Here is a 14576-nt window from a genome sequence, read left to right on the forward strand (position 1 = left end):
TTTCCTCCGTCAGTTGTAGGGTTCGGCTTGCACGTCGCCGTTCCAGGTTGGCTGGCGACGCAGGTTGACGACCTGCAGCAGGGCACCGAGGGCTGCGACACCACCGGCGCTGGCGGCCAGGGTCCAGGTGGGCATTTGCAACAGCAGCACGAAGCCGCCGGCCGCGGCGCCGATGGCGCTGCCCAGGTAGAGCGCCGACTCGTTCAGGGCGATGGCCAGGTTGCCGTCACCTTGGGCCTGCCGTGCCAGGATCAGCTCGTTGTTCTGCGGCACCTGCAGTGCCCAGCCGACCGCGCCCCATAGCGCGATGGGCAGCATCACCAGCCAGGTACTGAGGGCCGCCGTCAGCGGCAGCACAAACAGCGACACGGCGAGGATCAGCATGATGGCGAAGGTCAGCACCGGGCCCTTGATGCGATCCACCAGGGGGCCGATCAGGAAGCTGCCCAGCACGCCGCCGATGCCCCAGACCCACAGATAGGGGGTGACCGAACGCACCGCGCCGTAGGCCGGGTCAGCCAGCAATGGGGCGATGAAGGTGTACATGCCCAGGCTGGCGATGGCGGCGAGCAGCGACACCAGCAGGATGACCAGCACATGGCCGTCGCCGAGGATAGCCAGCTTCTGGCCCAGCGTGGTGGCGGTGGCTGCCGGCAGGGAAGGGAGCTTCAGCAGCAGGCCGACAAGGGCCACCAGACCGAGCAAGGTTACGAGCCACAAGGCGGCCTGCCAGCCCAGCTGTTCGGCGATCAGCAGGCTGAGCGGCACGCCCAGCACCACGCCGCTGGCCATGCCGCCCATGATTATGGCAATGGCCTTGCCGCGGCGTTCCGGGGTGGACACGGCGGCCGAGGCGCCGATGCCCATGGCCAGGTAGACGCCGGCGCCGATACCGGCGATGGCGCGCCAGACCATAAGTGCGGTGAAACTCTCGGCCAGCGCGCTGGCGGCGTTGGCGATGACGAACAGGCCCAAGGCCAGCAACAAGCCGGCGCGCTGACGGTGTGCTGGGGTCAGGGCCACGAAGATCGGCGAACCCAGGCCATAAGCCAGAGTGAAGGCGGTGACCAACTGTGCAGCCACCGCGACGGAGACCGCGAACGAGGCCTCGATCATCGGGATCAACCCGGCGGTGACGTAGGAGGCCATGCCGAGGGCGAAGGCCCCCAGCGCTATGAGGTAGATGGGTGATTGGTTGGGTGTGTGCATGCTCGGACTCGCTTGCGTTGCAAGAACGCGTGGGTGGTACAGCGTAGGGATGCGACCCCGCACCGGGGCCGTATCCGGTTGGGGACTAGAGTTCGAGGCTGACGTCGTACTCGTTCAGCCAGGTGTTGAGGCCGACCGCCAGCTCCATACCCATGCGCTCGTACATGGGCGAGACGCTGTCGAGCGGCTTGGCCAGGGTCTGCTGGATACGGCCGCTGTCGAGCAGTGGCGTCACCGGCGCGTTGTGATCCGCCTGGATAGCGGCCAGGGCATCACGCAGCGCCTGCTCGTAGGCTGGATCCTGAGTCGAGGGATATGGGCTCTTCACCCGCTCGCTGATCGACTCTGGCAGCAGGTCGCGGGTCGCCGCGCGTAGGATGCTTTTCTCTCGCCCGTCGAAGGCCTTCATCGCCCAGGGGATATTGAAGGCGTACTCGACCAGGCGGTGGTCGCAGAAAGGCACCCGCACCTCAAGGCCGACAGCCATGCTCATGCGATCCTTGCGGTCGAGCAGGGTCTGCACGAAGCGTGTCAGGTTGACGTAGCTCATCTGCCGCATGCGCTGGTCGACCGCGCTTTCGCCCGGCAGCACCGGCGCCTCGGCAATGGCCTGGGTGTAGCTGTCACGCAGGAAACTGTGCATGTCGAGTTGGGCCAGCAGTCCTGGATCGAACAGGGTCTTACCGTCGAAGTACTTGCCGGTGACCGAGGCCAGCCAGGGGAAGGTATCGGCCTGGATCGCCTCCGGATCGTGGAACCAGCGGTAGCCACCGAAGACCTCGTCGGCGCTCTCGCCCGACAGTGCCACCGTCGAGTGCTTGCGCACCTCCTGGAACAGCCGGTAGAGCGATGGCCACATGTCGCCCCAGAAGGCCGGTGGCAGGTCGAGGGCGCGAACGATCTGTGCACGCAGCGCCGGATCGGCCAGCTCGCGGCTGTCGAGGACGATCTCCTGGTGGCTGGAGCGAATCATCTCCACCAGGTCACGCACGAAGGGCGCATCCGGCGTGCCGCGCACGGCATCGCCGGTGAAACCGCTGCCGTGGTCGACGAAGTCGACGGAGAAGGAGCGGATGTTTTCCTTGCCGGCGGCCAGCAGCTTCTTCGACGCCAGCGCGGTGATGATCGAGGAATCCAGGCCGCCGGAGAGCAGGCTGCACAACGGCACATCGGCGACGATCTGGCGGTCGACGATGTCCTCCAGCAGGTCGCGGGTATGGCGGATGGTCTCGTCCAGCGTGTGTTCGTGCTCGCGCGCTTCCAGCTTCCAGTAGTGGCGACGGCCGAGGCCCTGGCGGTTGATGCGCACGATCTCGCCCGGCATCACCTCGCGCATGCCGGCGAACACCGCATGGCCTGGCGTCTTCACCATCTCCAGGATCTCGCGCAGGCCGTCTGCACGCACCTTGCGCGGTACCAGCGGGTTGGCCAGCAGCGCCTTGGGCTCGGAGCCGAACACTACACCGTCCGCGGTGGGGAAGTAATAAAGCGGCTTGACGCCCATGCGGTCGCGAATTAGCAGCAGCTCTTGCGAACGCAGGTCCCAGATGGCGAAGGCATACATGCCGTTGAGCCGCTCGACGAAGGCCTCGCCCCATTCGACATAGGCGCGCAGTACCACCTCGGTGTCGCTGCGGGTCTCGAAACGGTGGCCAAGTCGTTGCAGTTCGGTGCGCAGCTCGCGGAAGTTGTAGACCTCGCCGCTGTAGGTGATGGCCGCGACCTCGCGCGGGCCACCGTGCAGGGCGGTCATCGGTTGGCGACCGCCCTCCAGGTCGATGATCGACAGGCGCCGATGGCCCAGGCCGACCGGTCCGTCGATCCACAGCCCGCCGGCATCCGGCCCGCGCCGGGCCATGGTGTCGGTCATGCGCTGCAGGGTGTCGCGTTGCGTTTCCAGGTTCTGGCTGTATGACAGCCATCCAGCGATTCCACACATAGTCGTTCTCCTTGTGATTGGGTTAACCGAGGCTTTCCAGGTCGCTGTCCTCGGCCAGCAGCACGCGCGTCTCGCCATGGACGTAGCGCGCCGGTGCTGGGGCTCGGGCATGGGTTTCCAGGTCGTTGAGCAGGCGCTGTAGCGCCACGGCGGTGTCGAGCCCCGCGAAGGGCTGGCGGGGCGTCTCCTTGAGCGCCACGGCGCGCACCACCTGCCGGCACAGCCGCGAGAGCTTGTGCAGGGTGTCCAGGCCAGGCTCGTCGGGCGCGGTGGCGAACTCGTGCAGCAGCTCCTCGGCGCCGTTGGCACCGCGCGTCCAGATCCGCAGCTGGTCGTGATCCCAGCGCGGCGTGTCGAACACCAGGCGCGCATGGATCAGCCGGGTATCGCGATCGACGAAGCTGAAATCCACGGTGCGTTGGCGCACGATGTTGACGAAGCTGGCGTAGCCGGTGATCCGCGCTTCGCCCAAGCTGGCGATGAGTTGCAAGGTGTCGAGCACCTCTGCGCCGGAGATGGAGAAGTCCGAGCGCACACCGAGCACGCCATCGAGCTGGAGCTGGCCGGCGCGCGGGCAGATCCAGCCGAGCAGATCCAGGGCATGAATCACCTCGCTGGTCACGCCGCAGGTGGGGCGGTAGTCGTTGATACGGTCCTTGCCCCAGTGGAAGCTGGCACGTACCAGTTGCCAGTCATGGCGCTCGACCCAGTCGCGCAACTGCTGGGTCGCATCCGAGTAGCGCTCCACCAGGTCCAGGGCAAAGCCACTGATCCGATCTAGCGCACCGAGCAGCTCATCCAGGTCGTCAGCAGGCGTGACCAGGGGTTTCTCGCAGAGCACGAAGCCCCGGTAGCCGGCCAACTGCTTGAGCACAGGCGCATGGCTGTGGTCGTTGACGCTGACCACCACGATGTCCGGCTCAAACACCAGCAGCGCGCGGCCAACGTTATCGAAGTAGGGCAGTTCGGTCGTCTTCTGCCGACGCCCGACATAGGCTAGAGACAGCGGCAGGCCGGTACTCGTGGCGATATGTTCGAAGGCGCGGCGGTAGCGGTTGCCGGCGTAGCCCAGGCCGATGATCAGAATCTTCATGCCGAGGCCTCCTGACGGATCAGCAGGCGCTCGTCGCTGACGGCGAAGCCGAGGGTCTGGTACAGCGTGCCGGCATCCGCGGTGCTCTGCAGCACCACGCAGCCGACGTCGCGGTTGGCGAACCAGCGCAGCAGGTGCTGCATCAGTTGCTTGGCGATGCCACGGCCCCGCCACTGCGGTTCCACCACCACCGACTGCACCCAGCCGGACAGGCCGTTAAGGCAGCCCGGTGCCGGCGCGCGTTGGTCGATGATGGCGGTCGCGCAACCCAGCATCTGGCCGGATTCCCTGTGCTCGGCGGCGAGGATCTGCACGCAGTCGCTGTCGTTCAGGCGGCTATTCAGCCAGGTGCGGTAGGCCGCCCGCCAGCGCGCCGCGTCCTCCGGCGTCTTGCTCGAATAGCTGGCGTTGGTGCCGTCCAGCAGATACGCGCGCAGCTCCACCAAACGGGCCAGGTCGGCCTGGTTCGCCGGACGTACTGTGAAGAAGGACTGTTCCATCTCAGGCCACCTCCGCAGCAAACACCTCGGACGCAAGCGGGATGCTGAAGTGATCGAAGGTCTCGCGCAGCGACAGCGCCAGGTGCTCGATCTGCGCATCGCTGTGGTTCGGTGTGGCATTGACGCGGAAGCGCTCGGTCCCTACCGGCACGGATGGATAGTTGATCGGCTGCAGGTACACGCCGTGGGTATGCAGTAGGCGCTCGGCCGCCACCTTGCAGCGCTTGGCCTCGCCCACCAGCACCGGCAACACATGCGTCTGCGAGCAGGGCATCACCGGTACGTCATGGTGCTTGAGGCGCTCGCGCAGCTTGGCGGTCTGGGCATGCAGGCGATCGCGCTCGGCGCGGCTGGCCTTGAGGTGTTCGACGCTGGCCAGACAGCCTGCGGTAATTGCCGGCGGCAGCGAGGTGGTGAAGATGAAGCCGGTGGCGAAGGAGCGCACTGCATCGACGATCACCTGGGTCGATGCAATGTAGCCGCCGATCACACCGATGGCCTTGGCCATGGTGCCCTGAATGATGTCCACCTGATCGGCCACGCCCAGCTCGGCGGCGATACCGGCGCCACGTGGGCCGTACATGCCCACCGCATGCACCTCGTCGAGGTAGGTGAGGGCGTTGTAGCGCTTGGCGATCGCAACGATTTCGGCGATTGGGGCGATGTCCCCATCCATCGAGTAGATCGACTCGAACACCACAATCTTCGGCTGACCCAGCGGGTAGCTGGCGAGAATCTGCTCCAGATGCTCGACGTCGTTATGGCGGAAGATCTTGCGCTCGTTGGGCGTGGAACGAATGCCGTTGACGATGGAGGCGTGGTTCAGCTCATCGCTGATCACCACGCAGTCGGGGATGCGCCGCAGCAGGCACTGGAGGGTGGCGTCATTGGAGCCGAAGCCGGTGGGGAAGACCAGCGCCGCTTCCTTGCTGTGCCAGTCAGCCAGGCTTGCTTCCAGACTGGAATACACCTCGTGCGAACCGCCGATATTACGCGATCCGCCGGAGCCCGCTCCGTAGGTCTCCAACGCATCGTGCATCTGTTCGCGCACTGCAGGATGTTGCGACATCCCGAGGTAGTCGTTGCTGCACCAGACCACCACCGGTTCTTGCTCACGGCCATCCAGTTTGGCCAGCGGGTACTGGCCGCAGATGCGGCTGAGGGTGGTGAAGGTGCGGTACTGGTTGGAGGACTTCAATGTCTCCAGTTGTTCCCGAAGAAGTGCTTGGTACATCCGTTTATCTCCTTAGCGAGTTGATGACACGTCTCTGTGTGGTTCCTCATCAAGCGAGAGCCCTGACACGGGTAATTGCGGCCAGGTCGGGCTATTCTTCTCGGGATTTATAGGGGTTACAATTTGACTGTTTATCCTAGTACTGGAGGTAACCGGATGAGCGCGCCTCGCACAGCTGAACGCACTCGGGTAGAGCTGGCCGAATTCCTGCGTAGCCGCCGCGAAAGAATTTCGCCGGAGGAGGTGGGCCTGCCCGCCGGTAGTCGACGGCGCACGCCGGGGCTGCGTCGCGAGGAGGTCGCGGCCCTGGCCGGGGTGGGTTTGTCCTGGTACACCTGGCTTGAGCAGGGCCGGGACATCAGCGTTTCCGCGACCTTCCTCGACAACCTTTCGCGCACGCTCAAGCTGGATGCCACCGAGCGTCGTCACCTGTTCCTGCTCGCTCACCAGCGCCTCCCGCCAGAGCCAGGGAAGACCTGGTGCACGGTGCCGGCGCTGATTCACCGTCTAATGGGGGATCTGCCGTCACGTCCGGCTTATGTGCTCAACCTGCGCTGGGATGTGCTGGCCTGGAATGCTGCGGCGGACCGGGTGTTTGGCTTCTCCGCGCTGCCGGCGGATCGCCGCAACCTGTTGTGGATGCTGTTCACCAGCCCGGCCATGCGCGAGTTGTTCAACCCTTGGGTTGAGCAGGCGCTGCAGATCCTCTCCAGCTTCCGCCGCGACTTCGTGCGGGCGACCCAGGATCCAGATATCGCCGCTCTGGTGAAGGATCTGGAGAAGGCCTCGCCGGATTTCAGGGAGTGGTGGCGACAGCAGGACATCCACGGCCCTTGCCAGGGGATCCGTCACCTGAAGATCGATTCGGTCGGCCAGGTGGTGTTCGAACACACCACGCTGACCATCGACGAGGATCGCCACCTGCGGCTGGTCTACTACGCAGCCAAGGAAGGTATGCCGCAGAGCCGCGACTTCGAGCAGTGGCTGCAACAGGAGCCGGCGCTGGTATAAGCCCCGGCGCCTGTTGCTCAACCAATCGACGGCCCGCGCTGGCGACCCAGTTGCCAGGACACGCTGTTGCCCTGAATCACCGCCGACACGCTCTGCCCGAGCCTCTGCTCGATCACCGGCTTCCACGGCACCAGGCTGAAGCCGATGCCATCGTCGAGCAGGGCATAACGGCCGCTGGCCAACTGCACGCTGCGCCGGTAGATCCCACTGACGCGCTGGCCCTCGACTACCGGGCGATACTGCATGCCCGTCTGCGCCGAGATCTCGCGCGCCGTTGCGGCCAGCTCCCGTCCTCGCAGGGTGGCCAGCAGGTTGCGTGAGAGCGCCACGCGTTGGCCTTGGCGTTCGGCCAGCCCCAGTTCCACCAGGAAGTCGGCACGCTGTCGCAACGCTTCACGCACTTCCTTGCCGAAGCCCTTGTCGACCAGCTCGCGGTTGCCGCCGATCAGCTGTTGGTCCAGCCAGGTCGCGCCGACGGCGCGTACCTGCTGCTCGAGGGGCAGCGGTGTGCGCAGCTCGACGGCGACATCGCCCAGGCGGCGAGCATCATGCTGCCGGCCTTGCTCGGGCAGGTCGGCCGGCACCCGCCAGACACCCTCGGCCAACCGCTCGACGATACCGGCCCGGCGCAGGGCTTCGAGGCGGCGCACATGACGCTCGATCAGTGCATCAGGATCATGTCCGTCGCTCGACTGCGAGCGTGCCAGGGCCAGGTGATGATCGGTTCGATAAAGGCCGTCCGCAGCCAGCGAAGCAATCGAGCGATCCACCGCGCGCGGCTTGCTCAGACTGCGTGTTTCCACCAGGCCGCCGATGGGGTAGTCGGCCAGCTCCGCACGGGTAGGCAGGGCCAGGTAATGCGCCTTGCCGTCGAGGCCGTCGACCACTAGATAGCCGCGGTCGTTTAGCTCGTCGGCCAGGCCCTTGGATACGATCCTACCGACCACAACAGAACCATCCTTGCCCGGCTCGAAGACCGCCAGCTCGCGCTGCAGGCTACCCATGGCCCGTTGCATCGTACGCACGATATCGCCGCGCTCGCCCATGGCGCGCAGGGTCGCCTCGACGTCGTCATGCAGGAGCCAATGCCCAGGTCGAACTTCATGGGCCAGTTCAAGCTTCTGCAGATGCTGCAAGCGGCCGATCAGCAGTTGCCGACGTGGATGGTTTGCAAGTGTTTTCAGGCTCAGGCCGCCGGCCAGGCGTTCGCGCAGCAGGTTGCGATCCAGGCTGGTGAAACGCTCCTGCTGCACCTCGCGCTGTAGGCTCTGCTGGATCTCCAGCTCGGTGCGCGGCCCCAGCCATTCGGTGGCCAGCTCAGAAGCACGGTTGCGCATGCCCTCGGCGATGTAGTCGCGGGCGATCACCAGGTCCTTGCCGGTGTCGTCCTTGCCGCGCAGGACGATATGGGTGTGCGGGTTGTCGGTGTTCCAGTGGTCGACCGCCACCCAGTCGAGGCGGGTGCCGAGGTCGGCCTCCATCCGGCTCATCAGGTGGCGGGTGTAGGTGCGTAGGTCGTCGAGTTGCTCAGCGTCCTCGGGCGAGACGATAAAGCGAAACTGGTGGCGGTCATCCCAGCAACGTTCCTCGAACGCATTGAGGTCGGCCTGGTCGGTCAATGATCCATAGGCCTGACCCGGATCGCCCTCGCGACTGACTCCGTCGCGCTCAATGTAGCGAAGGTGGCTGAGCGTCGAGCGCTTGCCAGCCTGGCGCAGGTTTACCAAGCGTGTCTTGATGGTGACGCGACGGGCGTTGGACGGCAGTTGCTGCGCGCTGAAACGAGCGGCGACATGCCCGCGGCCGAGGCGGGCGCCGGGCTGGTGGCCCGCCTTGCGCGGATTTCCGGTGCCGGCCTTGTTGGCCTGGCGCAGCACCTGATTGACGAAGGGTTGACCGCGTTGCTGCGGCTTGCCCGGCTGCGGGCGAAAACGCAATTCGTCGTCCTGACGACTCCCTTTGCTCATGTTTGGACTCCTCCAAGTTGATCGCAGTACGGCGTGTCAGGCACGCTTCCCGGCCAGTGAAACTGTAGGGCGAGCACTATTTCGGCACCTGGCGACACCGGCGCTGTGTCGCCGCCAACCCCCGTGCAGACTGCTTTCCAGGCCAACGAAGTGCCGCCCCCTTTTATCTTGCCCTCCGCTTTTTCCGTGCCTTTGCGCTGCTGAGCTGGGTAATCAGGGGAGGCAGAATGGCGACTTCCAAAGCTCCTGGCCGGCAGGCGAGGGCAGAGGTATCTGCAGCCAGGCGGCCCGCGACCGCGCACGTCGAGCGCATGCAGTCGGCAGGCGGGGCGACAGGGAAACGGCCAGCTCATCGACGCGACTCCAGCCACAAGGGCTGCGCCCGACCGATCACCGCGTCGGCGGATATCGGGCCGAAGTAGCGGCTGTCAAACGACGCCGGGTTGCTGCTGCTGAGCAGGAACAGCTCGTCGCCAACCAGGCGCCGGCAGGCCTGCCAGGTTGGCAGCGCGCGCCCCTGTCGATCCCTCCTCATGCGCCTGGCAACAACGACGCCATCGATACGCACCTGACTGCCCAACATGCACACCCGCTGCGGCGCCATCGCCGCCACGGTCTTCAACAGCGGCACGTTCGCCGGCAGGTAGCCGCGCTGCGCCGCCAGCGACCTTGCCTCCGGCGGTAGATGAACCAGCACCAGATCGCCCGGCTCCAACGAGTTGGCCGGCGAAATGCGGTACCAGCCGACGGGCACGCTGTCGGACGCGTTGTAGACCAGCCGTGGTGGCGACGTTGCAATCGTTGCCCAACCCATTGCTGCCAGGCTGCCGGCGAGCAGCGCCAGTGGCCACCGCATGCCGCGAGCACACAACGTCATGACGCGCTCTCCGGAAACTGCTGCTCCAGCACTTCGCGCAGCATTTCCGCCATGGTCACGCCGCGGTCGAAGGCCGCCAGCTTGATGCGCGTGCGCAGTGCCGGCGTCACGTCCAGCGTCAGCCGGGCGCTGTAGCGCTCGGCCTTGCCGCTGTCGACGGCGGCGCCCTGGCGTATCCAGGCTTCGGCCTGCGGATCGGCCAGCGGGCGTGCACCGATACCGATGCGCTTGCCGCTCATGGTGACCACCTCAGCAGCTCGTCGACCAGGCTGCTGACCTCGCGCGCGGCGGCGCTGTCCGGCGCCAGTTCACGCGCCAGGCGACCGGCTGCCACGCTTTCGGCGAAGACGATGCGCTGGCGTACCTCTGCCTGCAGTGCCGGTAGCGGCTGCTCGGCCAAGGCGCCGCGGGCTTCCCGGCCGATCACCGTGGTGCTGACGCGGCGATTGATGGCAAACGCCGCGCGCAGCGTGGGCCTGAACACCTGTGCCTCGCGGATCAGGTTGACCATCTCCGCGCTGGCCCACAGGTCGTAGGGGCTGGGCTGTACCGGGATCAACACGCGATCTGCCGCCAGCAACGCCGAGCGGGCGAGGGCGGCGATGCGCGGTGGTCCGTCAATGATCACGTGATCGGCACGACGGGCGAGCTCTGGGGCTTCCTGGTGCAGTGTCTCGCGCGCCAGGCCGACGGCGCTGAACAGCCTGGGCAAGCCCTGCTGGCTGCGCCGTTGTGTCCAGTCCAGTGCCGAGCCCTGTGGGTCGGCATCGAGCAAGATGACGTTCTGTCCGCGCAGGGCCAGTTCGCCGGCGATATGGGTGGCCAGGGTGGTCTTGCCCACCCCGCCTTTCTGGTTGAGCAGGGCGACGATCATGGCCGGATCTCCCCGGTCAGACTGCCCCGATCAGCACCTGTCCACACACAGGCGCTGCCCCAATAACAAGTTAGAGCTTTTAAGTTAGTAATGTTAGAGAGGGCTGAAAGGCGCGCCAGCCGTGGTCTGCAGAGGCGTTCGTGCGCCTGAAGGCACGTGCACCGCGCTCCTGATAGCACGGGCCGGCGTGCGCCTGAAAGCACGTCTGGATTCACAGCTTTTCCAGAAGATATCCCCGTGCCGTCTACGGCACGCGCCGGAAGGCCAGCAGCTCGGTCGAACGGGACAGACGCACCACTTCCAGGCGATACCCGGGTAGCGACTGGCGAGCCACCAGCGCACGTAGGTCGAGGGCGAAGTCCGAGTAGCGCGCCGAGCTGCCCGATTTGCGGTAGAGGTGGCGAAAGTCGAACTGCCAGCCGTCCCTCTGCTTGCCACCATGCTTGCGCACCAGTCGGTACAGCCAGCGCTCGATGCCGCCGGTGAGGCGGAAGTAGGCCGGGTCGATGGTCAGCACCAAGGCCTGATCCAGCACCCCGCTGTAGAACCAGTCCGGCAGGATCAGCTCGATGCCCAGTGGCCGGCCATCCGCCGCGGCCAGTTCCTTCCACTCGTTGATCCAGGAGAAACGGTGTAGGCGTCGGCCGGTGGTCTCGCGAATCGAGGTGGCCACGCTGGTCGACTGCAGCCGATCTAGCGCCGCTTTCAGGCGCTGGTAGTCGCGCAGCGAGGTGCCGCGGCCGATGAAGCGCAGGATCTGGTAGGGCGTCGCACGCATCAGTCGCGAAGTGGGGATGCCGGCATCGCGCGCCTCGACAAGCTGGCTGGCCGCCCAGATCAGGATATCGGCATCCCAGATCGTGGCGATGCCATGCTCCAACGTGCCTTCTACACGTACCGTCACCTCGCCCGAGCGAAAGTCGATCGGTACGGTGCGCCGCGACTTGGCCAGCGAGAAGAACGGATGCGCCATCAGATCCTGGGCGTCGCGTGGCGCCATATCCCCCGGCAGGGCGCGGAATAGATCCAGTTGCTCGCTCTGCGAAGTCAAATCGAGATGCCGACGATTCATAGGCGAAGGTTTCATTGATCATCACGCTGTGCTCCCGGGTGGCGGTCGATGTACTCGGGATCGAAGGTGGTCTCGAAGCTGCGCTCACCGGCCCAGGCCTCGAGGTCGGTAACCGCGTACATCACCCGTCGGCCAAACTTGTGGAAGCGCGGTCCGCCGCCGATTACCCGCTGCTTCTCCAGCGTGCGCGGCGACAGCCGCAGGAAGGCCGCGGCTTCGCTGTTGGTGAGGTAGCGAGGGGGAGGGCAGGTCTGTGGTGTTTGCGCCTCGCCAGCGCCCTCCACGGGCCGCATGGCATGAGCCGTCGGCCCAGCCTTGCGGTGCAGCGGGGCATCGAGATCGATGCGACGCGAGTGATGGGAAAGATTGGTTGACTGCGACATGGTGTGTCCTCCGTTGACGTGGGAGGTGCACCGTGCGGCAGCCGTCGCGCCCGATCATGCCGGGTTGGGTCTGGGCGAATACGCAGGCAGGAGGGGCGAGGATTGATACCGGGAAGGTCTGGACGCTGACCGAGTACGCCCATCTACGCGCGTCACCGGCCATGGTGCCCAAGCACGCCAAGCTCCGCACGCGTAGCCCCACGGATATACGGATCTACGGCTTTCCACAAAGCCTGAAAGCCGCATCGGCGTACTTCCGTAAATCCGTAAAAACGTAGATCCGCTTCCCCACCAATCAGCAAATCCGTGGATACGGATCGACGGATTTGGGCAAAACCGTAAGACCGTAACGGTCTCAATCAACTGGCAGCACAACGTGGTTGTTCCAGGCTGATCGCCGGGGCGCGCACCCGTGCAGCAGCCTTCCGGGTGGGGCGCGCGGGTGGCCGGCAGGACAGGGGCGCAAAGAACAAGGCACCGGGTCGCCCCGGTGCCTTCTGCTGGCCTAGCGACACCAGAACACATGTACTTGCTCGAAGCCCGTCTCCAAAGTGAACACGTCGCCGCTGTATTCCATGTCACGGGCCATGGCGCGGTAATCGATATACATCGCCAGGTGGGTCGGAATGCTGGTGGTTTCCTCGGTCAGCTCCTGGGCGTAGTCGACCAGCGAGCTGTAGCAGCCGCAATAGTCTTCCTCTGCCGCCTTGCGCGCCTGCTCCAGGTCGTTGAAATGAGCGAGCAGGGCGCCGCCGAACTCGGGATATTCTTCGATGAAGCAGGCGATCTCATGGGCGTTCTCAAGGCCTTCATACTCGCCGAGGCGATACCCGGCGAAGCCCTCGAAGTCATGGATTGCATACTCCTCCGCACTCTCAACCGGCGATGCCGTCAGCATGGCACTGACCTGCGCCTGGATGTCGTCCAACTCCAGAGTGGCGTCGATCCAGACGCCATGCAGGTGACCGGCGTTGTAGGCGGCCAGGTCGGCAACGTAGATCCTGATGTGTTCGCTCATGGCTTTCGCTCCTTCGTCTTCAGGGTTCTGCGCTTGCGCTGCGCATGAACCCCTGCCGACTAGGGCGACTAAGGCGGTCGTGAAAAAATCAGGAAAAATCGCGGAGGATCCACCTAGCGCAGCGGCCGGGTGGAAACCGTCTATTTTTCTTGATTTTGAGGGGGCAAGAGCCCCTGCTTTGGAAGAAGCAAGGAAAGTTTCACCTCAGGTGCTGCCAGCATCTATCGTTTAGATTTTGGCGCCGCTAAGCTTCCTTCCAGCGCAGTATTGCTGGGGGCTCGGAGACTCACTCAACCAACTGCGGCCTCCGGAAACGCTTCTGCATACGTTCGCCGGCCAGTAGGTCGACCACTTCGAGGTAGATCTGTTCGACCGTCTCGCCGCTGAAATCCTCACCGTAGCGTTTCTTCAGGCCCTGTTCGCTGAGCACCAAGTGTTCGCTGGCGCGTACGCCATGCTGGTCGAGGCAGCCGCGTACGCATTGCAGGCGGCAGCCGTCGATGGCAAGGATCGGCCGACCGCTATTTGCCTTGCTGACTAGCGAGGCAACTCGTCCGCCGACTCCGGCAATGCAGGACATTTCCGCCAGACCAGCGCGATCAAGGCGCACCGCCAGAGTGTTGGCCAACTGCGCGACATTGGAGCAGCCGGAGCAGGAGTAGACCAGGGGTAGCTTGGGATCGCGCATTTGACCTCCTCGCGGGCTGCATTCAGTCGTGGTAGTTGGCCAATCGCGGCTGGTCGAGTACACGAATAACTCGCCGTTCCATGGCGATAAGGCCGTCGTCGATCAGGCGGTGCAGGATGCGCGAGAATGTTTCCGGTTGGATGCCCAACTGAGTGGCGATCAGGCGTTTGGGTGCGCTGAGCTGGATGATGCCATTGCGAGCCTCCTGTTCCTGGCACAGGTAGCGCGCCACGCGCCGACTGGCGTTGCCCAGGGCCAGGGTGTCGATCTCGTTGAGGCGCTGGTGCAGGCGTGCGCTCAGGTGGCCGAGCAGCTCTAGACAGGTCTTGGGCTGCTCCTCAAGAAGGTGCCGGTAGTGCCCTGCGTCAATGCTAATCAGGCTGCTCGGCTTGAGCGCGCTGGCTGTCACAGGATAGTAACGGGTGCCGCTGAACATCAACGCCTCAGCGAAGCTCTGCCCTGACGAGATCACCTCCACTAGCTTTTCTTGGCCTTCTGGCAGCACACGGGTCAGGGTAATACGTCCATCGAGCAGTAGGTAGAAACGGTCTGCCGCATCGCCTTGGTGGAAAAGTACGCCACCGACCTCCAAGCGTCTTCGGATGGCCAGGCAACAGATCTCCTGAAAGAGAGGCTGCGGCAGGCGGTCGAACAGGTAATGCTTGCGTAGTGCAGATTGGGTCGTGGAATCGGTAAGCATGGTCCACCTCC

15 protein-coding genes are annotated in these 14576 nt (G+C 64.9%); 1 reads left to right on the forward strand and 14 read right to left on the reverse strand.

Annotated features, from left to right (window positions below; translation table 11 throughout):
* Positions 1 to 9: 9 nt before the first annotated feature.
* The 5 genes from JLK41_RS12660 to hemA all read right to left on the reverse strand — a co-directional run bounded on the left by JLK41_RS12660 (position 10) and on the right by hemA (position 5975).
* Positions 10 to 1209 carry an MFS transporter gene (locus tag JLK41_RS12660; protein ID WP_210391155.1) on the reverse strand — a complete coding sequence of 400 codons (1200 nt, stop codon included), beginning with the start codon at positions 1207 to 1209 and terminating at the stop codon, positions 10 to 12.
* Between the two features lie 85 nt (positions 1210 to 1294).
* Positions 1295 to 3148: an asparagine synthase (glutamine-hydrolyzing) gene (asnB, locus tag JLK41_RS12665; protein WP_210391156.1), complete on the reverse strand. Its 1854-nt coding sequence runs from the start codon at positions 3146 to 3148 to the stop codon at positions 1295 to 1297.
* A 22-nt stretch (positions 3149 to 3170) separates the two neighbouring features.
* On the reverse strand, positions 3171 to 4241 hold the full coding sequence (locus JLK41_RS12670; protein ID WP_092320686.1) for a Gfo/Idh/MocA family oxidoreductase: 1071 nt from the start codon (positions 4239 to 4241) through the stop codon (positions 3171 to 3173).
* The gene (locus tag JLK41_RS12675; RefSeq protein ID WP_210391157.1) at positions 4238 to 4741 is read right to left on the reverse strand and encodes a GNAT family N-acetyltransferase; all 504 of its coding nucleotides are present in this window, start codon (positions 4739 to 4741) and stop codon (positions 4238 to 4240) included. Before JLK41_RS12675 ends, JLK41_RS12670 begins: the two co-directional genes overlap by 4 nt.
* Position 4742: 1 nt before the next feature.
* Entirely contained in the window at positions 4743 to 5975 is a 1233-nt protein-coding gene (gene hemA / locus JLK41_RS12680) for a 5-aminolevulinate synthase (protein WP_210391158.1), read from the reverse strand.
* 156 nt (positions 5976 to 6131) lie between these two features.
* On the opposite strand from hemA, the gene JLK41_RS12685 reads away from it, so the two are divergent.
* Positions 6132 to 6986, forward strand: a complete 855-nt coding sequence (locus JLK41_RS12685) for a helix-turn-helix transcriptional regulator (RefSeq protein WP_210391159.1) — start codon at positions 6132 to 6134, stop codon at positions 6984 to 6986.
* A gap of 17 nt (positions 6987 to 7003) precedes the next feature.
* Here JLK41_RS12685 and JLK41_RS12690 read toward each other — a convergent pair whose 3' ends face one another.
* From JLK41_RS12690 to JLK41_RS12730, 9 genes are all read right to left on the reverse strand, one after another.
* A complete protein-coding gene (locus tag JLK41_RS12690; protein ID WP_210391160.1) occupies positions 7004 to 8953 on the reverse strand; it encodes a relaxase/mobilization nuclease and DUF3363 domain-containing protein in 1950 nt (649 codons plus the stop codon).
* Positions 8954 to 9302: 349 nt separating this feature from the next.
* Entirely contained in the window at positions 9303 to 9830 is a 528-nt protein-coding gene (locus JLK41_RS12695) for a S26 family signal peptidase (protein ID WP_210391161.1), read from the reverse strand.
* Positions 9827 to 10069: a hypothetical protein gene (locus JLK41_RS12700; RefSeq protein WP_210391162.1), complete on the reverse strand. Its 243-nt coding sequence runs from the start codon at positions 10067 to 10069 to the stop codon at positions 9827 to 9829. Before JLK41_RS12700 ends, JLK41_RS12695 begins: the two co-directional genes overlap by 4 nt.
* Complete coding sequence (gene parA / locus JLK41_RS12705; protein ID WP_013715988.1) at positions 10066 to 10704, reverse strand: ParA family partition ATPase; 639 nt, start codon at positions 10702 to 10704, stop codon at positions 10066 to 10068. The genes JLK41_RS12700 and parA overlap by 4 nt, the downstream gene beginning before the upstream one ends.
* A gap of 244 nt (positions 10705 to 10948) precedes the next feature.
* Entirely contained in the window at positions 10949 to 11776 is an 828-nt protein-coding gene (locus JLK41_RS12710; protein ID WP_210391163.1) for a replication initiator protein A, read from the reverse strand.
* An 11-nt stretch (positions 11777 to 11787) separates the two neighbouring features.
* Positions 11788 to 12159, reverse strand: coding sequence for a helix-turn-helix domain-containing protein (locus tag JLK41_RS12715; protein WP_425321854.1), 372 nt, complete (start codon positions 12157 to 12159; stop codon positions 11788 to 11790).
* Between the two features lie 505 nt (positions 12160 to 12664).
* A complete protein-coding gene (locus JLK41_RS12720) occupies positions 12665 to 13177 on the reverse strand; it encodes an antirestriction protein ArdA (protein ID WP_210391164.1) in 513 nt (170 codons plus the stop codon).
* Between the two features lie 286 nt (positions 13178 to 13463).
* Positions 13464 to 13865 carry a putative zinc-binding protein gene (locus JLK41_RS12725; RefSeq protein ID WP_047588146.1) on the reverse strand — a complete coding sequence of 134 codons (402 nt, stop codon included), beginning with the start codon at positions 13863 to 13865 and terminating at the stop codon, positions 13464 to 13466.
* 22 nt (positions 13866 to 13887) lie between these two features.
* Positions 13888 to 14565: a Crp/Fnr family transcriptional regulator gene (locus JLK41_RS12730; RefSeq protein WP_047588149.1), complete on the reverse strand. Its 678-nt coding sequence runs from the start codon at positions 14563 to 14565 to the stop codon at positions 13888 to 13890.
* Between the last annotated feature and the right edge of the window lie 11 nt (positions 14566 to 14576).

This window comes from Ectopseudomonas khazarica, from assembly GCF_017915135.1.
Lineage (GTDB): Bacteria > Pseudomonadota > Gammaproteobacteria > Pseudomonadales > Pseudomonadaceae > Aquipseudomonas > Aquipseudomonas khazarica.

Coding starts and splice junctions, on each gene's coding strand:
- JLK41_RS12730 (WP_047588149.1), bottom strand. CDS start 14,565: ATGCTTACCGATTCCACGACCCAATCTGCACTACGCAAGCATTACCTG.
- parA (WP_013715988.1), bottom strand. CDS start 10,704: ATGATCGTCGCCCTGCTCAACCAGAAAGGCGGGGTGGGCAAGACCACC.
- hemA (WP_210391158.1), bottom strand. CDS start 5,975: ATGTACCAAGCACTTCTTCGGGAACAACTGGAGACATTGAAGTCCTCC.
- JLK41_RS12700 (WP_210391162.1), bottom strand. CDS start 10,069: ATGAGCGGCAAGCGCATCGGTATCGGTGCACGCCCGCTGGCCGATCCG.
- JLK41_RS12715 (WP_425321854.1), bottom strand. CDS start 12,159: ATGTCGCAGTCAACCAATCTTTCCCATCACTCGCGTCGCATCGATCTC.
- JLK41_RS12720 (WP_210391164.1), bottom strand. CDS start 13,177: ATGAGCGAACACATCAGGATCTACGTTGCCGACCTGGCCGCCTACAAC.
- JLK41_RS12685 (WP_210391159.1), top strand. CDS start 6,132: ATGAGCGCGCCTCGCACAGCTGAACGCACTCGGGTAGAGCTGGCCGAA.
- JLK41_RS12710 (WP_210391163.1), bottom strand. CDS start 11,776: ATGAATCGTCGGCATCTCGATTTGACTTCGCAGAGCGAGCAACTGGAT.
- JLK41_RS12695 (WP_210391161.1), bottom strand. CDS start 9,830: ATGACGTTGTGTGCTCGCGGCATGCGGTGGCCACTGGCGCTGCTCGCC.
- JLK41_RS12725 (WP_047588146.1), bottom strand. CDS start 13,865: ATGCGCGATCCCAAGCTACCCCTGGTCTACTCCTGCTCCGGCTGCTCC.
- JLK41_RS12660 (WP_210391155.1), bottom strand. CDS start 1,209: ATGCACACACCCAACCAATCACCCATCTACCTCATAGCGCTGGGGGCC.
- asnB (WP_210391156.1), bottom strand. CDS start 3,148: ATGTGTGGAATCGCTGGATGGCTGTCATACAGCCAGAACCTGGAAACG.
- JLK41_RS12690 (WP_210391160.1), bottom strand. CDS start 8,953: ATGAGCAAAGGGAGTCGTCAGGACGACGAATTGCGTTTTCGCCCGCAG.
- JLK41_RS12675 (WP_210391157.1), bottom strand. CDS start 4,741: ATGGAACAGTCCTTCTTCACAGTACGTCCGGCGAACCAGGCCGACCTG.
- JLK41_RS12670 (WP_092320686.1), bottom strand. CDS start 4,241: ATGAAGATTCTGATCATCGGCCTGGGCTACGCCGGCAACCGCTACCGC.